Annotated in this window: 19 protein-coding genes and 1 riboswitch; all 19 genes read right to left on the bottom strand. The window is 29.3% G+C overall.

What is annotated here, in order from left to right:
- Positions 1 to 16: 16 nt before the first annotated feature.
- Positions 17 to 904 carry a tocopherol cyclase family protein gene (locus tag E5347_RS12850; protein WP_136007630.1) on the bottom strand — a complete coding sequence of 296 codons (888 nt, stop codon included), beginning with the start codon at positions 902 to 904 and terminating at the stop codon, positions 17 to 19.
- Positions 891 to 2,336 (bottom strand): FAD-dependent oxidoreductase, encoded by a 1,446-nt coding sequence (locus E5347_RS12855; protein WP_136007631.1) that lies wholly within the window; start codon positions 2,334 to 2,336, stop codon positions 891 to 893. Before E5347_RS12855 ends, E5347_RS12850 begins: the two co-directional genes overlap by 14 nt.
- A gap of 31 nt (positions 2,337 to 2,367) precedes the next feature.
- Positions 2,368 to 2,823, bottom strand: coding sequence for a metal-dependent transcriptional regulator (locus E5347_RS12860; protein ID WP_136007632.1), 456 nt, complete (start codon positions 2,821 to 2,823; stop codon positions 2,368 to 2,370).
- Positions 2,824 to 3,025: 202 nt separating this feature from the next.
- A complete protein-coding gene (locus E5347_RS12865; protein ID WP_136007633.1) occupies positions 3,026 to 3,766 on the bottom strand; it encodes an amino acid ABC transporter ATP-binding protein in 741 nt (246 codons plus the stop codon).
- 19 nt (positions 3,767 to 3,785) lie between these two features.
- A complete protein-coding gene (locus E5347_RS12870; RefSeq protein ID WP_136007634.1) occupies positions 3,786 to 4,553 on the bottom strand; it encodes an amino acid ABC transporter permease in 768 nt (255 codons plus the stop codon).
- Between the two features lie 183 nt (positions 4,554 to 4,736).
- Positions 4,737 to 5,552 carry a transporter substrate-binding domain-containing protein gene (locus E5347_RS12875; protein WP_136007635.1) on the bottom strand — a complete coding sequence of 272 codons (816 nt, stop codon included), beginning with the start codon at positions 5,550 to 5,552 and terminating at the stop codon, positions 4,737 to 4,739.
- A gap of 144 nt (positions 5,553 to 5,696) precedes the next feature.
- Positions 5,697 to 5,880: riboswitch (Lysine riboswitch) on the bottom strand.
- Positions 5,881 to 6,138: 258 nt separating this feature from the next.
- On the bottom strand, positions 6,139 to 7,113 hold the full coding sequence (locus tag E5347_RS12880) for an ABC transporter ATP-binding protein (protein WP_136007636.1): 975 nt from the start codon (positions 7,111 to 7,113) through the stop codon (positions 6,139 to 6,141).
- A gap of 17 nt (positions 7,114 to 7,130) precedes the next feature.
- Complete coding sequence (locus E5347_RS12885) at positions 7,131 to 8,156, bottom strand: ABC transporter ATP-binding protein (RefSeq protein WP_136007637.1); 1,026 nt, start codon at positions 8,154 to 8,156, stop codon at positions 7,131 to 7,133.
- 8 nt (positions 8,157 to 8,164) lie between these two features.
- On the bottom strand, positions 8,165 to 9,010 hold the full coding sequence (locus tag E5347_RS12890; RefSeq protein ID WP_136007638.1) for an ABC transporter permease: 846 nt from the start codon (positions 9,008 to 9,010) through the stop codon (positions 8,165 to 8,167).
- Positions 9,011 to 9,014: 4 nt separating this feature from the next.
- Positions 9,015 to 9,968 (bottom strand): ABC transporter permease, encoded by a 954-nt coding sequence (locus tag E5347_RS12895; protein WP_136007639.1) that lies wholly within the window; start codon positions 9,966 to 9,968, stop codon positions 9,015 to 9,017.
- Between the two features lie 154 nt (positions 9,969 to 10,122).
- Positions 10,123 to 11,712 carry an ABC transporter substrate-binding protein gene (locus E5347_RS12900; protein ID WP_136007640.1) on the bottom strand — a complete coding sequence of 530 codons (1,590 nt, stop codon included), beginning with the start codon at positions 11,710 to 11,712 and terminating at the stop codon, positions 10,123 to 10,125.
- A gap of 809 nt (positions 11,713 to 12,521) precedes the next feature.
- Entirely contained in the window at positions 12,522 to 13,319 is a 798-nt protein-coding gene (locus E5347_RS12905) for a MerR family transcriptional regulator (protein WP_136007641.1), read from the bottom strand.
- A 78-nt stretch (positions 13,320 to 13,397) separates the two neighbouring features.
- Entirely contained in the window at positions 13,398 to 14,033 is a 636-nt protein-coding gene (locus E5347_RS12910; protein WP_136007642.1) for a GyrI-like domain-containing protein, read from the bottom strand.
- Between the two features lie 165 nt (positions 14,034 to 14,198).
- The gene (locus E5347_RS12915; RefSeq protein WP_136007643.1) at positions 14,199 to 14,534 is read right to left on the bottom strand and encodes a branched-chain amino acid transporter permease; all 336 of its coding nucleotides are present in this window, start codon (positions 14,532 to 14,534) and stop codon (positions 14,199 to 14,201) included.
- A complete protein-coding gene (locus E5347_RS12920) occupies positions 14,531 to 15,247 on the bottom strand; it encodes an AzlC family ABC transporter permease (protein WP_136007644.1) in 717 nt (238 codons plus the stop codon). The genes E5347_RS12915 and E5347_RS12920 overlap by 4 nt, the downstream gene beginning before the upstream one ends.
- Before the next feature lie 123 nt (positions 15,248 to 15,370).
- Complete coding sequence (locus tag E5347_RS12925) at positions 15,371 to 15,610, bottom strand: hypothetical protein (RefSeq protein ID WP_136007645.1); 240 nt, start codon at positions 15,608 to 15,610, stop codon at positions 15,371 to 15,373.
- A gap of 177 nt (positions 15,611 to 15,787) precedes the next feature.
- The gene (locus E5347_RS12930) at positions 15,788 to 16,297 is read right to left on the bottom strand and encodes a ferritin family protein (RefSeq protein ID WP_136007646.1); all 510 of its coding nucleotides are present in this window, start codon (positions 16,295 to 16,297) and stop codon (positions 15,788 to 15,790) included.
- 134 nt (positions 16,298 to 16,431) lie between these two features.
- Positions 16,432 to 17,244, bottom strand: a complete 813-nt coding sequence (locus E5347_RS12935; protein ID WP_136007647.1) for an alpha/beta hydrolase — start codon at positions 17,242 to 17,244, stop codon at positions 16,432 to 16,434.
- A gap of 228 nt (positions 17,245 to 17,472) precedes the next feature.
- Complete coding sequence (locus E5347_RS12940; RefSeq protein ID WP_136007648.1) at positions 17,473 to 17,727, bottom strand: hypothetical protein; 255 nt, start codon at positions 17,725 to 17,727, stop codon at positions 17,473 to 17,475.

The raw sequence follows: 17,727 nt of genomic DNA on the forward strand, positions 1-17,727 counted from the left end.
AGCAGCCTTTTTTCATCTAGCTATTTACATATTCAAAGCTAGCCATATTACTATCTAAGTCAAATATTAATTCATCTTTTTTATAAAACTTAAAGTTTGCTTTACAAATCAAGTTTTCATATATAGTTCTAACCATTTCTCCTCCATTAGGAGCTAGAAGGCCTTGTGGAGATAATTCTTTTATTTTTACTTGTAGTTTATAAGCCCCTCTTTTTATTACTAATCCTTTTTCATCATATGAGACTAGCTTAACTCCATTATATGTAGCCAATCTATACTCTCTACCTTTATAATAAACTACTGCTATACATCCCTTAAATTCAAAACCTAAAAATGGTATATTAGCAATAGATACCATAATGCTAGTATCCTCTAATGAAAAATCATTACATTGTACCCATAAATACCTCTTAGGAAATGATCTCCCCCAATCTTTTTCTATGTATCCAAGATCATTATTAAAAATTATTTCTTTATTATTTAATGTTAAAGTTCCATTTACTTCATGATTTAAGCTTAAAACACCATGGAAGCATTCCATAAATGGAAAGTATGCAAAAGGCCCCATAATATCCCCCTTTATTGGAGTAATATCACTATAAATAAGCCTACCCTTAATATTAATATCTTTACTTTTAATATTTAAAATTAACCCCTTCGTAGAAAAAATACTATCTTTTATTTTTATTGTAAGCTTATCATCACTTATAGAAAAATCTTTAAAATCATAATTAACATTATATGCTTTTTCTTCAGTTATTATTTGAATAAAAGCATACTTACTTTCGTCTTTACTAATATTAATTCCAGGTATAAGGGCTATACTATTCTCTTTAGATTGTTGTTTAAAATACCAACCTTCAAAAAAACTTTTCTTCTTATGATAATTATCACTCTTCTTCATACTTTAACTCTTTAATTGAAGGTGAATCTAATAAACTTCCCTTGTAATCAAACCTTGATCCGTGGCAAGGGCAATCCCATGATAAATCATCATTATTCCATTTTAATTCACAGCCTAAATGAGGACATTTATTAGATACTGTATGAACTTCTCCATTTTCAGTTTTATAAATTCCAACCTTCTTTCCTTCATGTATAATTACATCTGCTTCACCATTATTAACATTTTCAATAGTTGATAGTGGAAGTCTTACCTTTTCCGCTATAAAATTATAGGTAGTTTCAAATCCATCTACAGCTAAGTTCTTAATTGATGCTGTAAAATCAAATCTAGTCGGTGAAAATATTTCATTAAAATCATACTCTTTTCCTGTAATTAAACCACTTATTATAATTGCAGAAACCATAGATGATGTCATTCCCCACTTATTAAATCCAGTTGCTACATATACATTAGGCATTTCTTTTGAATAATATCCTATAAAAGGAATACCATCAGAAGTAATACAGTCCTGAGCTGACCAGTGATACTCTTCAGTTGAATTTTCATAATGCTTTTTAGCAAAATTTCTAAGCTTATCATAAGATCCACCAGCTTCATTATCACCAGTTCTACCACCAGCACCACCAAGTATTAAGTAATCCTTATATCTTCTAAAGGAATATCCTCCATCCTTTTCATCTATGTACATTCCATTTAATATTTGAGCATTTTTCAATGCAATAACATATTCTCTTTCTTGATGCATCCTTAAGAAATAAAACCCTGGAACATTTATAATTGGGAAATGAGTTGCTACTACTATATGCTTTGCTTTAATTTCCCCCTTATCAGTTATTACTGTATTTTCCTTAACTTCTATAGCTTTGGTATTTTCATATATAGTTAAATCCTTTGCTATAAAATTTAAAAACTTTACAGGATTATAATTAGCTTGATTTTTAAACTTAACAGCCTTTGCAACTTCAAAGGGAAGCTCTGTTTTATCTACTAATTCTGCATCAATTCCTAATTTCATAGCTGCTTCATATTCTTTGATAATCTTTTTAGGGTCATCTAGAGAATAAACATAAGCATCTTCTTTTTCGAATTCACAATCAATATTATTCTTTTTTATTATTTCTTCATAATTCTCTAAAGCAAGTTTATTGGCATCTGCATATTTCTTAGCATTTTCTTCTCCAAACTCCTTAATTAATTTATCATATATAATATTATGTTGTATTGTTATCTTAGCAGTAGTGTTAATAGTATTTCCCTTTAATACCTTTCCCCTATCTATTACTATTGCCTCTACTCCTTTTTCCTTAAGCATATATGCTGTAAGTAACCCTGCAATTCCTCCCCCTATAATTAAAACCTCAACCTCCTTAGAATTATTTAATGCTCCTCTATCTTTAATATCATAACTTTCACTCCAAATTGATTTCATAGTATCACTCCTAAATAATAATATTTTCTTATTATTTAGTCTTACCTAATTTCTCTTTAATTATTGGATGATTATTAATTATTTCTATAAAGTTTTCAATTTTCTCAAAGGTATCTTTACTTAATACATGTTCTATCTTTTCTGTTTCTTCTAATACATTTTTAGTAACTCCTATAATTTTTAAAAACTTTTCAACAGTATTATGTCTATATAATAAATATTCTCCATATATATTCCCGTCTTCAGTTAATCTTATATATCCATATTTCTCATAAGTTACTAAACTTATATCATTTAATTTCTGTATCATCTTAGTTGTGGATGCAGGTCTAACATTAAGCTCCTTAGATAAATCCCCTACTCTAGTGAATCCCTTATCAGAAGATAATCTATAAATCATCTCGATATAATCCTCCATAGAAGCTGTTATAATCCCTATATTAGACTTCAAATAATTATTAAATGTATAAAATCCACCTGCCACAATATTTCCCCCAAATATTTATTCCTTCAATATATCTATATTTTAGATTACAATATTAATTCATAAATATTTCAAAGCTTCCACATTTCAAGGTACTATCGGTATAAATGTATTTATATTCAACTATTCTATAAACATAACAAAGAAACTCCTTACTAAACTTAACATAATCAAGTTTAGTAAAGAGTTTCTTTATAGAATATTATTATAAATTTCTTAAGGTACGCTTTAAGAATTCGCGAGTACGTTCTTTCTTAGGATTATTAAAGATTTCTTCTGGTGCTCCTTCTTCTTCTATTATTCCATCATTCATAAATACTACTCTATCTGCTACTTCTCTTGCAAATTCCATTTCATGTGTAACTACAAGCATTGTAAGACCTGTGTGAGCAAGTTCCTTCATTACCTTAAGAACTTCTCCTACCATTTCAGGATCTAAAGCTGAAGTTGGTTCATCAAATAATATTACATCTGGTTCCATAGACAATGCTCTTGCTATTGCAACTCTTTGCTTTTGACCACCTGATAATTGCTTTGGTTTAGCATTTATATATTTTCCCATTCCAACTACATCTAAGAATTTCATAGCAATTTCTTCAGCTTCTGATTTACTTCTTTTTAAAACCTTAACTTGTCCAACAACGCAATTACTTAATACATTATGATTATCGAATAAATTAAATTGTTGAAATACCATTCCTAGCTTAGTTCTATACTTATATATATCGTGATTATCATCTAATATATTTTCATTATTATAGATAATTTCTCCACCTGAAGGCTTTTCAAGTAAGTTTACACATCTTAAAAGAGTAGATTTACCTGATCCAGATGAACCTATAATACATACAACTTCACCTTTCTTAACTGAAAAGTTAATATCCTTTAAAACCTCATGGTCCCCAAAGGATTTATTTAAATGTTTTATTTCTATAACATTCTCCATTTGATCTCCTCCTTAAAAACTAAACTTCTTTAGCCTTTCTTGCTATATCTTCCACCCTAGCTACTTGCATTTGATTTCCTGCAATAATGTAGTTTTCTGGTCCATCTATCTTCTTTTCTATAAATCTTAGTATTCTTGTAATTGTAAATGTCATTATAAAATAAAGAATACATGCTACGAAGAATGACTCAAAGTATCTAAAATTATTCCCTGCTACTGACTTAGTTTGGAAGAATAATTCAGATACAGCAATAACATTTAATACTGACGTATCTTTAATATTTATAACAAACTCATTACCTGTAGCTGGTAATATATTTCTTACCACTTGAGGTAAAACTATATTTTTCATAGTTTGAAAATGGTTCATCCCTATAGCTTGAGCTGCTTCAAATTGACCCTTATCTACAGATATAATACCACCTCTAACTATTTCAGCCATATAAGCTCCAGTGTTAATTGAAACTATTAGTAAACCTGCAAATGTTTTATTTATATCTATTGAAAAAGCTGCTGCAGATCCGTAATAAATCACCATAGCTTGTACAATCATTGGTGTACCACGGAAAAACTCTATATATGCTGATAAAATTCCATTTACTATTTTTAAAATTATTCTTTTTGCTCCCTTTTCTGGAACTGGTATAGTTTTTATAACACCAATAACAAGCCCTATTAGAGTACCTACTAAAGTACCTATTATAGATATATATAATGTCACCCATGCCCCACGAAGAAACATAGGTCCATTCTCTTGCACTATTCTAACTATCCAATCTAAACTCACGATAAAACCTCCATTTATAAATTAAGAATTAAAAATTAAAAGTGAAAAATTAAGGAGGTTTTGCACTGCAAAACTTAAAATTCAATTTGTGCGAAACACCTTTTATTCAAAACTCCTTAGGAGTTTTTTCCTTGATTCTTCATTTTTCATTCTTAATTTTTCATTATTTTGCTTTGCAAAATATTATTGTGCTGCTGGTTGATTTTTAATAGCTTCGTCCATTATTTGTAATCTTTCTTCCTCTGAAATTCCTTTTAATGCTTCATTTATTTTATCTTTTAATTCACTATCTTTCTTTAGCCCTACAGCAATTGCAGTATCTTCTTCAGAAGTAACAAAACCTTCTTTGAATTCTACCATTGTAAAGTTATCATTTGCCATTTGAGCACTTAATGCTTCTGGTCTTTCAGTTACATAGCCATCAATAACTCCTGATTCTAAGGCAACTCTCATAGCTGGGAAATCACTCATAGCTGGTTGCTTATTAACATTAGGTATTTGGTCTACAACTGTATAATGGAATGTATTTAATTGTCCTGTTATCTTAGCTCCTGAAAAATCTTTTAATGTTTGAGCATTTTCATAAGCTCCACCCTTTTTCACTAGCATAACTAAATCTGATTTATAATAAACATCTGTAAAATCTATAGTTTCTTTACGTTCTGCTGTTGGTGACATACCAGCAATAATTGCATCTATCTTATTTGATACTAATGAAGGAACTAGCCCGTCCCACTCAGTTTTAACAACAACTAATTTCTTGCCTAAAGAATCAGCTAACTTCTTTGCAATTTGAATATCATATCCACCAGCATATTCTGAACTTCCATCTATTTTAACTGCTCCATTAGAATCATCTAATTGAGTCCAGTTAAATGGTGCATATCCAGCTTCTAATCCGATTCTAAGTACATCTTCTTCTTCCTTAGATCCACAACCTGTTAAAGTAAACACTGTAGTAACAATAAATAAAAGTAATAATGATAATTTTTTCTTCATGATAAATCTCTCCTTATTTTTTAAAATAAAAATACCAGCCCTATGAGGCTGGTGCTATCTTAAATAATCAGATAAGATATTATAAAAACAAATGAGCCCTTGGGCTCATATTAAATTCATAATTACTTAACCCTCATCTTTCCCATTTGAGATAGCACAACTTAATAAACCGGGAAGCTTATTAAGACAGTCCTGCAGCTCTTAACTACAGACCCAGCAAGTAATACTGAGAAATATTACAAACTTCGGCAAAATCTCCTTCTCCTTAGCTTCAAAGCATTCTCAAGCTCCACTAAAGACTGTTAGGTTTTGCGCCTCTACCTCACAGCAAAGTGAGGTATTTATTAAATTTACATTAAGTTTACATCTTATTAACATTAATGTCAAGAGCTTATCCCATATTTTATTTTTTATATATAATTTATATAATATATATTTTTTACACGAGAAAATCTACAATATCTCATAAAACAGCTATTGAAAATAAGCAACAATTCAAAATTTACAGTAAAAAAATGAATAATCTATGAAATTATTTATTCAAAATTATCAAAAATTGAAACTTCCCTCAATATATCTCTATTTTTTAATATAAGTGACAAGCCACTTGATGATTATCGCTTATCTCCTTCATTTCTGGCTCAACTTGTCTACATTTTTCTGTTGCATATGGACATCTAGTATGGAACCTACAGCCTGAAGGTATATTAATTGAGCTTGGTAAATCTCCCTTTATTATTTCTATTTCTGACTTTCTAGTTTCTATTGGATCTGCTATTGGTATAGATGAAATAAGTCCTTTTGTATATGGATGAAGTGGGTTTTCATAAAGTTCTTCACTTTCTGCTATTTCTACTATTTTGCCTAAATACATAACTCCTATTCTATCTGAAATATGCCTTACCATTGATAAGTCATGAGCTACAAATAAATAAGTTAATCCTAGCTTTTCTTGTAAGTCCTCTAACATATTTACAACTTGTGCTTGAATAGATACATCTAAGGCAGAAATAGGCTCATCACATAAAATAAATTCTGGTTCTGTAGATATAGCTCTAGCAATTCCTATTCTTTGGCATTGTCCACCACTAAATTCATATGAAAACTTATTTTTATCACTTTTCTTTAATCCAACTAACTTTAAAATCTCATCTATCTTATTTTCTCTCTCACTCTTACTTAGGTTAGTATGAAGTTTTAATGGCTCTTCTATTAACTCCTTAACAGTCATATAAGGATTTAACGAAGAATAAGGGTCTTGAAATATAGTTTGAATCTTACTATAGAATTTCTTCATATCTCTTTTCTTAATATCTGCTATATTAGTTCCATTAAATATTACTTCACCTTCCGTTACATCATATAACCTAGTTATAGTTCTCCCTAATGTTGATTTACCACAGCCAGATTCTCCTACTAATCCAAAGGTTTCTCCTTTATTAATGTAAAAAGATACTCCATCTACAGCCCTTATCACCTTATTTTCCTTATTGATAATGCTTTTCTTTACAGTAAAATACTTTTTCAGATTTTTTATTTCTATTAACGGTTCCTCTTTCATTCTCTTCTCTCCTTATATCAATTTATTAAAAAGCATCTAGCCTTATGAGTATCAGAGAACTCTTTAAAATCTGGAAGTCCATTAAGACATAACTTATTTGCATGCTGACATCTATCTGCAAAAGGACATCCTTTAGGAGGATTTAAAAGAGATGGTGCTGAACCCTTAATAGTTCTTAATCTTTCTTTTTCTGAGCCATTATTTCTTGGAATTGAATTTAATAATGCCTTAGTATAAGGATGTTTTGCTTCATAGAATATTTCATCTATACTTCCTTCCTCCATTATTAATCCACCATACATAACTGCCACTCTATCACAAATACTTGCTACAACTCCTAAATCATGTGTAATTAAAATAATTGACATATCATTGCTTTTTTTAATATCTTTTAATAGCTGTATAATTTGTGCTTGAATAGTTACATCTAAAGCAGTAGTAGGCTCATCAGCTATTAGCAATTTAGGTTTACATGCAATAGCCATTGCAATTAAAACTCTTTGTCTCATCCCGCCACTAAATTCATGTGGATATTGATTTATTCTTTTTTCAGGTTCTTGAATTCCTACTTCTCTTAGAGCTTCTATAGCAACTTTCTTTGCCTCATTCTTTTTTATACCTCTAGTTCTTACAATAACCTCTATCAAGTGTTGCCCTATTTTCTTTAATGGATTTAGTGAGGTCATTGGATCTTGAAATATCATTGAAATTTCTCTTCCCCTTACATTTTCTCCTTTATCTAATATATCTATATCATTAAATAAAACTTTCCCGCTTTCTATTACAGCTCCACCTGGCAATAAATTCATAATAGATTTCATTAATACGCTTTTCCCACTGCCAGACTCTCCAACTATTCCTAGTACCTCACCTTTTTTAACATTTAAGTTAACCCCCCTAACAGCTTGAATTTTCTCTCCTTTTACATAAAAGTTAGTCTTTAAATCCTCTATTTTTAATAAATTATTTTTTTCAACATTAATATTATTTAATACTTCCTTAATAACATCATTTTCATAAATTTCAACTTCTCTATTTAACATACTTAGCCCTACCTTTCTGCGACCTTAGGTTCTAGATACACTCTTAAAACATTTCCTACCTTATTAAAAGAATATATTGTAAATACTATTAGAATCCCTGGTAAAATAGCCATATAAGGTGAACTTTGCAAATTACTTTGAGCATTTTGAAGCAAGTTTCCCCAAGATGCTGTAGGTGGTTGTATTCCAAGTCCTAAAAAGCTTAATGCTGATTCAGTCATAATAGCTCCAGCTATACTTGAGGTAGCAGCTATTATAATGGTTGGAAATACACTTGGTATAATATGCCTAGTTATAATCCTCCAAGAAGTCTCACCAATGGAATTTGCATATAAAACATACTCTCTCTCCTTAATTGATAAGGTTTCTGCTCTAACTAACCTTGCTGTTTCCATCCAAGAAAATAAGCCTATAACAATAATTATTGCTTGTAGTCCTGGCTTTAAAAATATACTTATAACAGTAACTAATATCATCCATGGAATTGAAGATATTACATCTACTGATCTCATAATAAGATTATCTACCCAGCCTCCAAAGTATCCACTTATAGTTCCTATAGCGACACCTATACTTGTTGAAATTATCATAGCAAGGACTCCTACAATTAAGGAACCCCTTCCTCCATATATAGTTCTAACAAAGTAATCTCGTCCTAACTCATCAGTTCCAAAAATATGACTAGCACTTGGAGGTTTGAGTATATTACTAGTGTTTGTAGCACTTGGATCCATTGGTATTAAAAAGGCAAATATTGATATTAAAATAATTAAAGTTAAAAATATAATTGCTAATAAAGTACTTTTATTCTTTGTTATTTCATATTTCAAATTACTAAGTCTTCTATTTTTCATATCACTATCTCATCTCCTTTATCCTTGGATCTATTAAGAAATAAAGTATATCTGATATTAAATTCCCCAATATAACTAAAGTTGATGATAGTAATAGAACTGCCATTATTACTGGATAATCTAAGGATTGTACAGCTGTTACAAAGTAAGGACCGACCCCAGGCCAGCCAAATACTGTTTCTGTAATCATGGCTCCAGTTATTAGCATTGGTAAAGCCATTCCCATCTTAGTTACTATAGGTAACAATACATTTTTAAATACATGTTTAAATAAAATTTCTCTTTTAGTAGCACCAAATGCTTTTTGTACTACTACATAGTCTTCTGATATTTGTCCCAAAGTAGATGATCTTACATATCTAATTAGCTCTGGCATAAATGCTACTACTAAAACTGTACCTGGCATAATAAAATGAAGTAAAAAATCTGATAATGATGGCTTCATTCCTATAGTACTCATCCCCAATATCGGTAATAATCTAAGCTTATAACCAAATATAAAAATTAATATCATAGCAAACCAAAAACTAGGAATTGCAATTCCAATTGAACAAAAACCATCTATTATCTTATCAATTAATTTATTTTTATTAGCTCCTGAAATTAAACCAAGGACAATTGATATAAACAAGGCAATTATATATGACGGTAACACTAAGCTAATAGTTGCAGGTATTCTACTTATTAAATCTTGTGATATACTTCCATGTGTTATTATTGAATACCCAAACTCTCCACTTAATATCCCCTTAAGCCATAGAAAGTACTGAATATATATAGGCTGATCAAAGCCATATTTTATATTGATTAACTCAACTGCTTCCTTAGACATCATTGGAGTAATCATAGTATCAATGGCATTATATGGTGCCAATTGAATTAATGTAAAACATATTATTGAAATTAAAATAACTAATGGTATGGCTTGTAATAATCTCTTTATTATATATCTAGCCAATTGTAGCCCCCCCTTATTAACAATTAACAATTAACAATTAAGAATTAAGAATGAAGAATTGTTGATGTAATTCTTTCAGAATTACTAAAATAAATTCCTTTTTTCTTCATTCTCAATTTTACATTGTGCAACAGCACATTATTAATTATTAGATTTATTTATAGTAAAGCTTTGACATATCTTCAAAAGTATAAACTGGTACTAACTTAGCATCATCTACTCCAGCTAAATTAGAACTCATAACTACTATTCTCTTATTTTCTAAAATCGGGTAGTAATAAGCATTGGCTTGTAATTTTTGCTGAATCTTATTATATATTTCAACTCTCTTAGCTTCATCACTTTCAACTCTACCGGCATTAAATAATTCATCTATTTCAGCATCCTTATTATGACTATAGTTAGATATACTATCTGAAGTAAATAATGAATTAAACGTATCTGGATCTATTCCCATAATATATCCACCAAGGAACATATCATAATCACTATCTTCCTTCCTCATTTGTTGACTTATTGCCGTTCCTTCTCCTCCAGCTAATTCAACATTAATTCCTATTGCTTTTAAGTTTTCTTGAATTATTGTTGCCTCTTTTTGTGAAGGTACATCATTAGCAATATAACCAATCTTTAATGTCAACCCTGAAGCTCCAGCTTTTTCCACAAGTTCCTTAGCTTTTTCCACATTATAATCATACTTTTCCACATCATTAGTGTGGAATGGGTTAGCATTAGGTAAGAATGTATACGCTTCTTGTGCATATTCTTTTGAACCAAATGCTGCATTAATTAATTGTTCTCTACTTAATCCATAGAAGATAGCTTCTCTAATACTCTTATCTTGTAACTTTGGTGATTTAGAGTTAAGAACTAAATATGCTACTCTTCCCTCATCATATTTATAATCAGTTAAATCATCACCTTTAATTAAGTCATTCAAATCACTTGATTGGACTGATAATGCATTTATTTCTCCCTTTTGTAATGCAAGCTTTGCAGTATTAGCATCAGGTATAATTCTAAAAATAGCATTATTTATCTTTGGCTCACCTAAAAAGTAATTTTCATTTTTAACCATCTTTAAGTATTGACCAGCTTTATATTCTTCAAATTTATATGGACCAGTTCCAACAGGTGTTGCATTCTTAGGACTATTTTCTATATCAGTTTCTCCTTCATAAATGTGCTTAGGCATAATGAAGATATTAGCTATAAGTTCTATTCCTGGTGCACTTACTTCTGGTAATATAAAATTAACTGTATAGTCATCAACTTTTTCTACCTTTAAAGGCTTTCCATTGAAAATCAATTGACTATATGCCCATCCAGCATTTTTTTCTTTTAACATTTCATTGTAAGTAAAGACTACATCATCTGCTGTAAAATCTTCACCATCACTCCATTTAACATCTTTTCTAAGATTAGCAGTATAGGTAAGCTTGTCCTCTGATTGAGTCACACTTTCTGCTAAGAAATAATTTATTCCATCTGCATTATACATATATAGTGGTGAATAAAGTGCTTTAATAGTCATTAGTCCATAACGATCACTTGTTGTGATTACATTAACTGAATTTCCTGGATCACCTGCAATACCATAAACGAAAGTATCTGGCTTTTCAGATGATGTTTCCACCTGATAAGTATCCCCTCCCTTAGTACCACAGCCAACTAGTAAAACTACCGCTGCAATACTTAATACAAGTAATTTAGATAAATTTTTAAACCCCTTTTTAATTCCCATTTTAATCCTCCATAAAAATTATTATTTTTCTTTTAAAATCGCTAATTATTCCCTAATAAAATTATCTTCCTTAGTTTTTTAATTGCTTATCCATATAAAGTCTTTCTTCTAAAATTATCTTTTAATTAATCTTAATTAAACACATAAATTGAATTCACTTTTTCTTTTATTCCGGATGTAAAAGAAAAAAACTCCGCCTCTATATTCAGAGGCGAAGCAATTGCTACACGGTTCCACTCTGATTTTTATCCTAACTAAATCATTTGCATTTTATAAATAGTCAGTACAAAATCTATAAGTACATAAAAATACCTTTACGCTATAACGGGCGCCCCCGCTGAAGCCTACTATTATTTCAATTCAGAGCTCAAAGATGCACTTCAGTTAATTTCCACTTAAAATCTCTTTCAGCCAAGGAGATTTCTCTCTTAAAGTTTTCTTTAACCTACTCTTCTTATCATAACCTATTATTCCTATCGGATTTATGCTATATTGCTATTATATGCAGAGTGGATTTTTTTGTCAATACTATTTTTCCCAAAATAAATATTTAAGAAAATTAGAAAATTAGAAAGTTTGAAATTTTATTAAAGCTAATTTGAAATATAAAAGACTAATGTAATCAAATTTAAATTTGGTTACATTAGTCTTATAAATCTTAATTACTATATTTTCTTTGTCTTAAAATAACTAAGGTAAGTAAATATTACTACTCCAAAACCTAGAACTATTAACATATTTATTAAATTACTTTCTATTAATTTATATTTTTAAGATAAAGATCCACCAGGAAGGCAGGTTAATAATTGTTAATTCTTAATTGGGATAATTACTTCCGTAATATAGTTCTCTGGATTCCCTTTAAAAACCATGCCTGGTCCTTTATGATATATCAATCTTGATGGTGCATTTATTTCAATATTATTTTCTTTAGCATAGTCTATTATTGCCTTATAAGCATTATTTATATTATCATATGATCCTTTATGAATAGTCGATAAAGCATTAATTTCTGGTAGCTCTTTAACTTCAAACTTAGATGATGTGATCTTCTTCTTTAAAGGTACACATATTTCTATATCAGCTTCTTCTTCATATCCCTCATCATAATATAAATTTAAAACAGGCCCCGTCCCATTAGATTTAGCTTCTTTATATAAGCTAGAAATATATTCTCCCACATCAGAATATTTCCCCTTAAATCTAAAAGTAATTACATTAACCTTTTGAAAATTTTTTTGATCCACTAAATAATCCATAGTATATTCCTCCTTAAATAAAGTAGAAGGAATATTTCTATTAATTAGATTTACTAATTCTTTTTCTTTTTTTATATTTTCTAAAATTGCCTCTCTTTTTTCATTAAGAAAATACTTCAGGTCTTCTTCAGATGTATAGTTATCTACTACATCTTTAATTTCTTTAATAGAAAAAGAAAAATTTTTTAGAAGAACTATTAACCTTGCTTTCTTTAAATCTTCATCACTATAAAGTCTATAATTTGCTTCATTCTTTGAAGATGGTTTTAAAATATCTTGCTCATCATAATAGTGCAAAGCTTTAATAGTTAAGTTAGTTATTTTTGAAAATTCTCCAATCTTATACATAGTTTACTCCTCCTCTTATCTATACTATAACGCCTCCTGTATAGGTAAGAGTCAACACACTTTTGATTATATTTTTAATTAATCAATCTTTTTAATAGGATGTCTAACTACCGTTTTCAATCTACTTATATCACATTTTCTTGGATCACTTATATAAATTTCATGATGATATCTTTCTTCATTAATATCAATTTTATATCCATTTTCTAAAGCAAACTTATGCATAGCTTCAACGGTTTCAGGCTCATCATCATAAGGCCCCATATGCATACATTGAACACAAAGTCCTTCATCATAAGTTAAAAATTCAACTTTTGAATAATCAGTTTTCTTCTTCTTTGTAGCCTCTTCTATAGCCCAATGAAAATCTTCCTTTGTAATGAAATCAGGTAATCTAATAATTGAAATCCAATTAAAACTATCTTTATTGGAATAGTCAACTCCCTTAATTCCTTCTTGCCACCAGAACCCCTCTAAAGGTGGAACAACATATTGAAAATAATCTTTAATTTTATAATCACCCTTATAACTCATCTTTAAAGTATAAGCAATTCCATAAAGCAATCCTATGGATTTTTTATATTCTCCATCCTCTTCATTTGGATCACCCTTACCCCTTACAGCAATAAAATTCATACTTGGAATCTCAACTATAGTAGGTTTCTTAGGTGGCATATAGAATTCCTTATATTCCTTTTTATAATCAAATGCCATTTTTCTTCCCCTCTTTCAAATTAGTACTATAAAACTTTTTACAAATATAGAATCAGTTAACTATACATATTTATACTTATAGTTATTGATTCTACAATTAGATTATTTAATCCTCTTTATATTTCTACTATATAATCTACTGTATAGGGGAGAGTCAATATATTTTTAGATAAAAATTACTTGAACAAGAAACATGTATATAACTGTACCTGCTCCAATACTTAATAGAGTATTTTCCTTCCAGTAATGAAGTCCAATAATACACACAATAGCTATAGCTTCTGGAAGCCAAAGTGAAGTGCTAGTAAAACTTACATTCTTTAGACAATAAATAACTAAAAGTCCTATTGCTGCATAAGGTAAAACTTCTCCAAGATAATTGATATATTTATTATCTTTATTATGATTTTTAAATATTATAAAAGGTAAAAATCTAGTTATCATAGTGCCTATAACTACCATCAAAATCGTAATTAATATTTGAATAGGTGTTAATGTCATTGTACCCCCTCCTCTGTTAGGCTCTGCTCTTCCTCAGATCTCTTTTGGGTTATTGATAATACAGCTATAATTGCAATCATAGCAGGAATTATAAAACCGCCTGGCCCAAATATAACTAAAGAAACTACTGAACACAAAATACCAATAATAGCTGCTTTATGATCTTTATTACTTTTCCATTGTCCAACAAATATTACTACAAACAATGCAGTTAAAACAAAATCTAATCCCTTAGTATTAAATGTAACCACATTACCTAGTAATGAACCAATTACAGATCCTACTGCCCAATATGTATAATTAAGCAAAGTTATAAAAAATCTAAACCACTTATCACTTACTCCTTCTGGTGGCTCCTTAGAACATACTATTGAAAATGTCTCATCACATAATCCAAATATAAGGTATGGCTTTAACTTTCCAGCATCCTTATATTTATCCAGCATTGAAATACCATAAAATAAATGACGGGCATTTATCATTAATGTCATTAATAATGCGTATATAGGGTTAAAAGCAGTAGTAAGAAAGGTAACTGCTACAAATTGTGCTGAACCAGCATAAACTACTAAGCTCATTAGAAGTGTCCAGCCAACGCCATATCCCTTGCTATTCATTAATATACCATAGGCAATACTCAAAAAAATAAAACCTGTGAAAACAGGAATAGTTAATGGAAATGCTGCCTTTAACGCCTTAATTTTTTCTTCCATATTTTTCACCTCACTAAACTAATCAATTGTACATTTTTATATCCATCCTATTTCTTTCCTAAATCCTAAAATAATTAATATATTTTAGATTAACTTTTTTCATTTAAAAATTTGGGTTACCAACTATACTACCATTTTATTCTTTTTATGTAAAATATAATTCTTTTTAAGAAAAGGCTTATTTATCATACCTTTTGCTCCAATATAACTTTTATTAGATAGTTCATTTCTTTCTTCTTCGCTTAATCTATTAAAGAAGCTTATAAAATCTACACTCTTTGTATCATACATAAAAATACTATTGTTATACTCACTAACAATTTCTTTAAGCGCATCGGCTACGCCATTTTTATTAGGATTCATAGCTATTTTTTCTTCAACAACTTTATATCTGAATCATTCTACTAAACCTATTTGCATATTAATATCTTATAAATAAAAAAATTCTCATATAAAAATAATTAAAGCAGACAAATTGAATTGTCCGCTTTAATATTAGATTCGTATAACAATAAATGTGCCATAATATAATATTTTATACTAAAGATCGTTATATTTATCTGTATCATACTTCAATAATAGTTGTGTTAAGTGCTCAGCATGTTCCTTTTCATCATTAATTATTGAATATAATGTATATCTGACATCATTATATGGAATTGTATTTATATGCTGTTCATATAGGATAACAGCTTCAAGCTCACCTTTTATATCTTCTCTTACATTGTTTAATATTATCTGCTTATCATAGTTTGGTTTATATGTTTGCATAGGCAACTTAGGACCTAATTTATCACTAATATGATCTTGATACGCTTTATATTGCATTGGATCATATTTACGAAGCAAAGAAAGAATCATACCATAATGTTTTTTTTCATCTCTCATAATACTTCTCCAAGCATCATTAATTTCTTCCATGTTCGAATTTGCAATATGGTCAGCATAACCGTTTATCGCATCAATTTCAGCTATTAATATCTCCCTTAATTTATTTGTATCAAGTGATGCAATCCCCTGTGGTTGTCCATCCGGATTAGTGTAACTCATTTTATACCTCCTATATTGGAACTGACTTAAATTTATATACTGTTTTATGATATATTATTCATCAGTATTTAATTATATTCATACAACATAGGATATGCTTATTTCTCATTTTGCTTTGATAAAAATAATGTTTTTTATTCATTTCTTAAATCACTAAACCATTTTAACACATTTTGAATTTCTCTATCCCAGCATGTCCAATTATGCTCTCCACTTGAATGATTAGAATCTAAATCCATTCCAATAGCCTTCATTTTATCCTCAAATTCCAAATTACAATCATATAAAAAATCTTCTGTCCCACACCATGAATAAAGCCTAGGTCTTTCTTCAATTTTAATTTCTTTATTCTCTAATATAGAGCCTGCAAGATAAACTAAATCACTTTCAGATCCTCTTATATTTTCAAGACTTCCATATATCCCCTCCCAAAAAGGCCTTTTACTTTTAAATCTTTCCATATTTGAATCACTTGCAATTTCTAATGGACCTGATAATGACGCAGCTGCCTTAAATCTTTCTGGCTTGGATAAAGCTAACTTAAAGGCTCCATGTCCCCCCATAGATGCTCCCACTACAAATGTATCTTCCTTTTTATCTGATATATTAGCAAAATGCTCCTTACAAAAACTAGGAAGTTCTTCTGAAATAAATGTCCAGTATTTAGGACCATAAGCAGTATCTCTATAGCCTCCTAATTGAGTTGTCGGCATAACTACTGCAAACCCATACTGTGATGCATACCTTTCTATGGAGGTTCTACGCATCCAAATACTTTCATCATTTCCTAAACCATGTAATAAATATATTACTGGATATCCATCTTTATTATAATTATCATAATCCTTATCATCTATTTGCTCTGTTTTCATCTGAGGAATAAGAACATTTAAATTAGTATTAATACCTAATGCATTTGAGAAATAATTTACTTCAAATAAAACCATCAATATCCTCCTTAAAATTATTACTATTATGTTATTATATACCTAAATATTCAAAATATATAGATAATTTATATTAAATAATAATAACTTTAAATAACTCTAAAAATAATCCTTAACTATAATAACAACAATTATTAACTATGTTTGTATTTTCAATTGGAATTGCTGAATTAAAAGAAAAGCTGCATAAGATTGAGTTTAATAATTCAATCTATACAGCTTCTTAGTTTACTTAGATTCAATTCTTTTTAAATTAATAATATTAGAAATCCCTGTAACTACACCAGCAATTATTGTACCTATGCCAAAGATTGCACCTTGTGCTAATCCATATATTCCACCTATAACTAAAACTCCACCTATACCTAACCCTGCAATAGAGCCAATCTTTGCAATTTTTTTAGATGGATATATTCCTTCTGCTGCTTTCTTTGAAATTTCCATATACTTTTTATTGTGCTCTTTCAAATTTATAGTTTTCAT

It is taken from the genome of Clostridium sartagoforme (assembly GCF_004794105.1).
Taxonomy (GTDB): domain Bacteria; phylum Bacillota; class Clostridia; order Clostridiales; family Clostridiaceae; genus Clostridium; species Clostridium sartagoforme_B.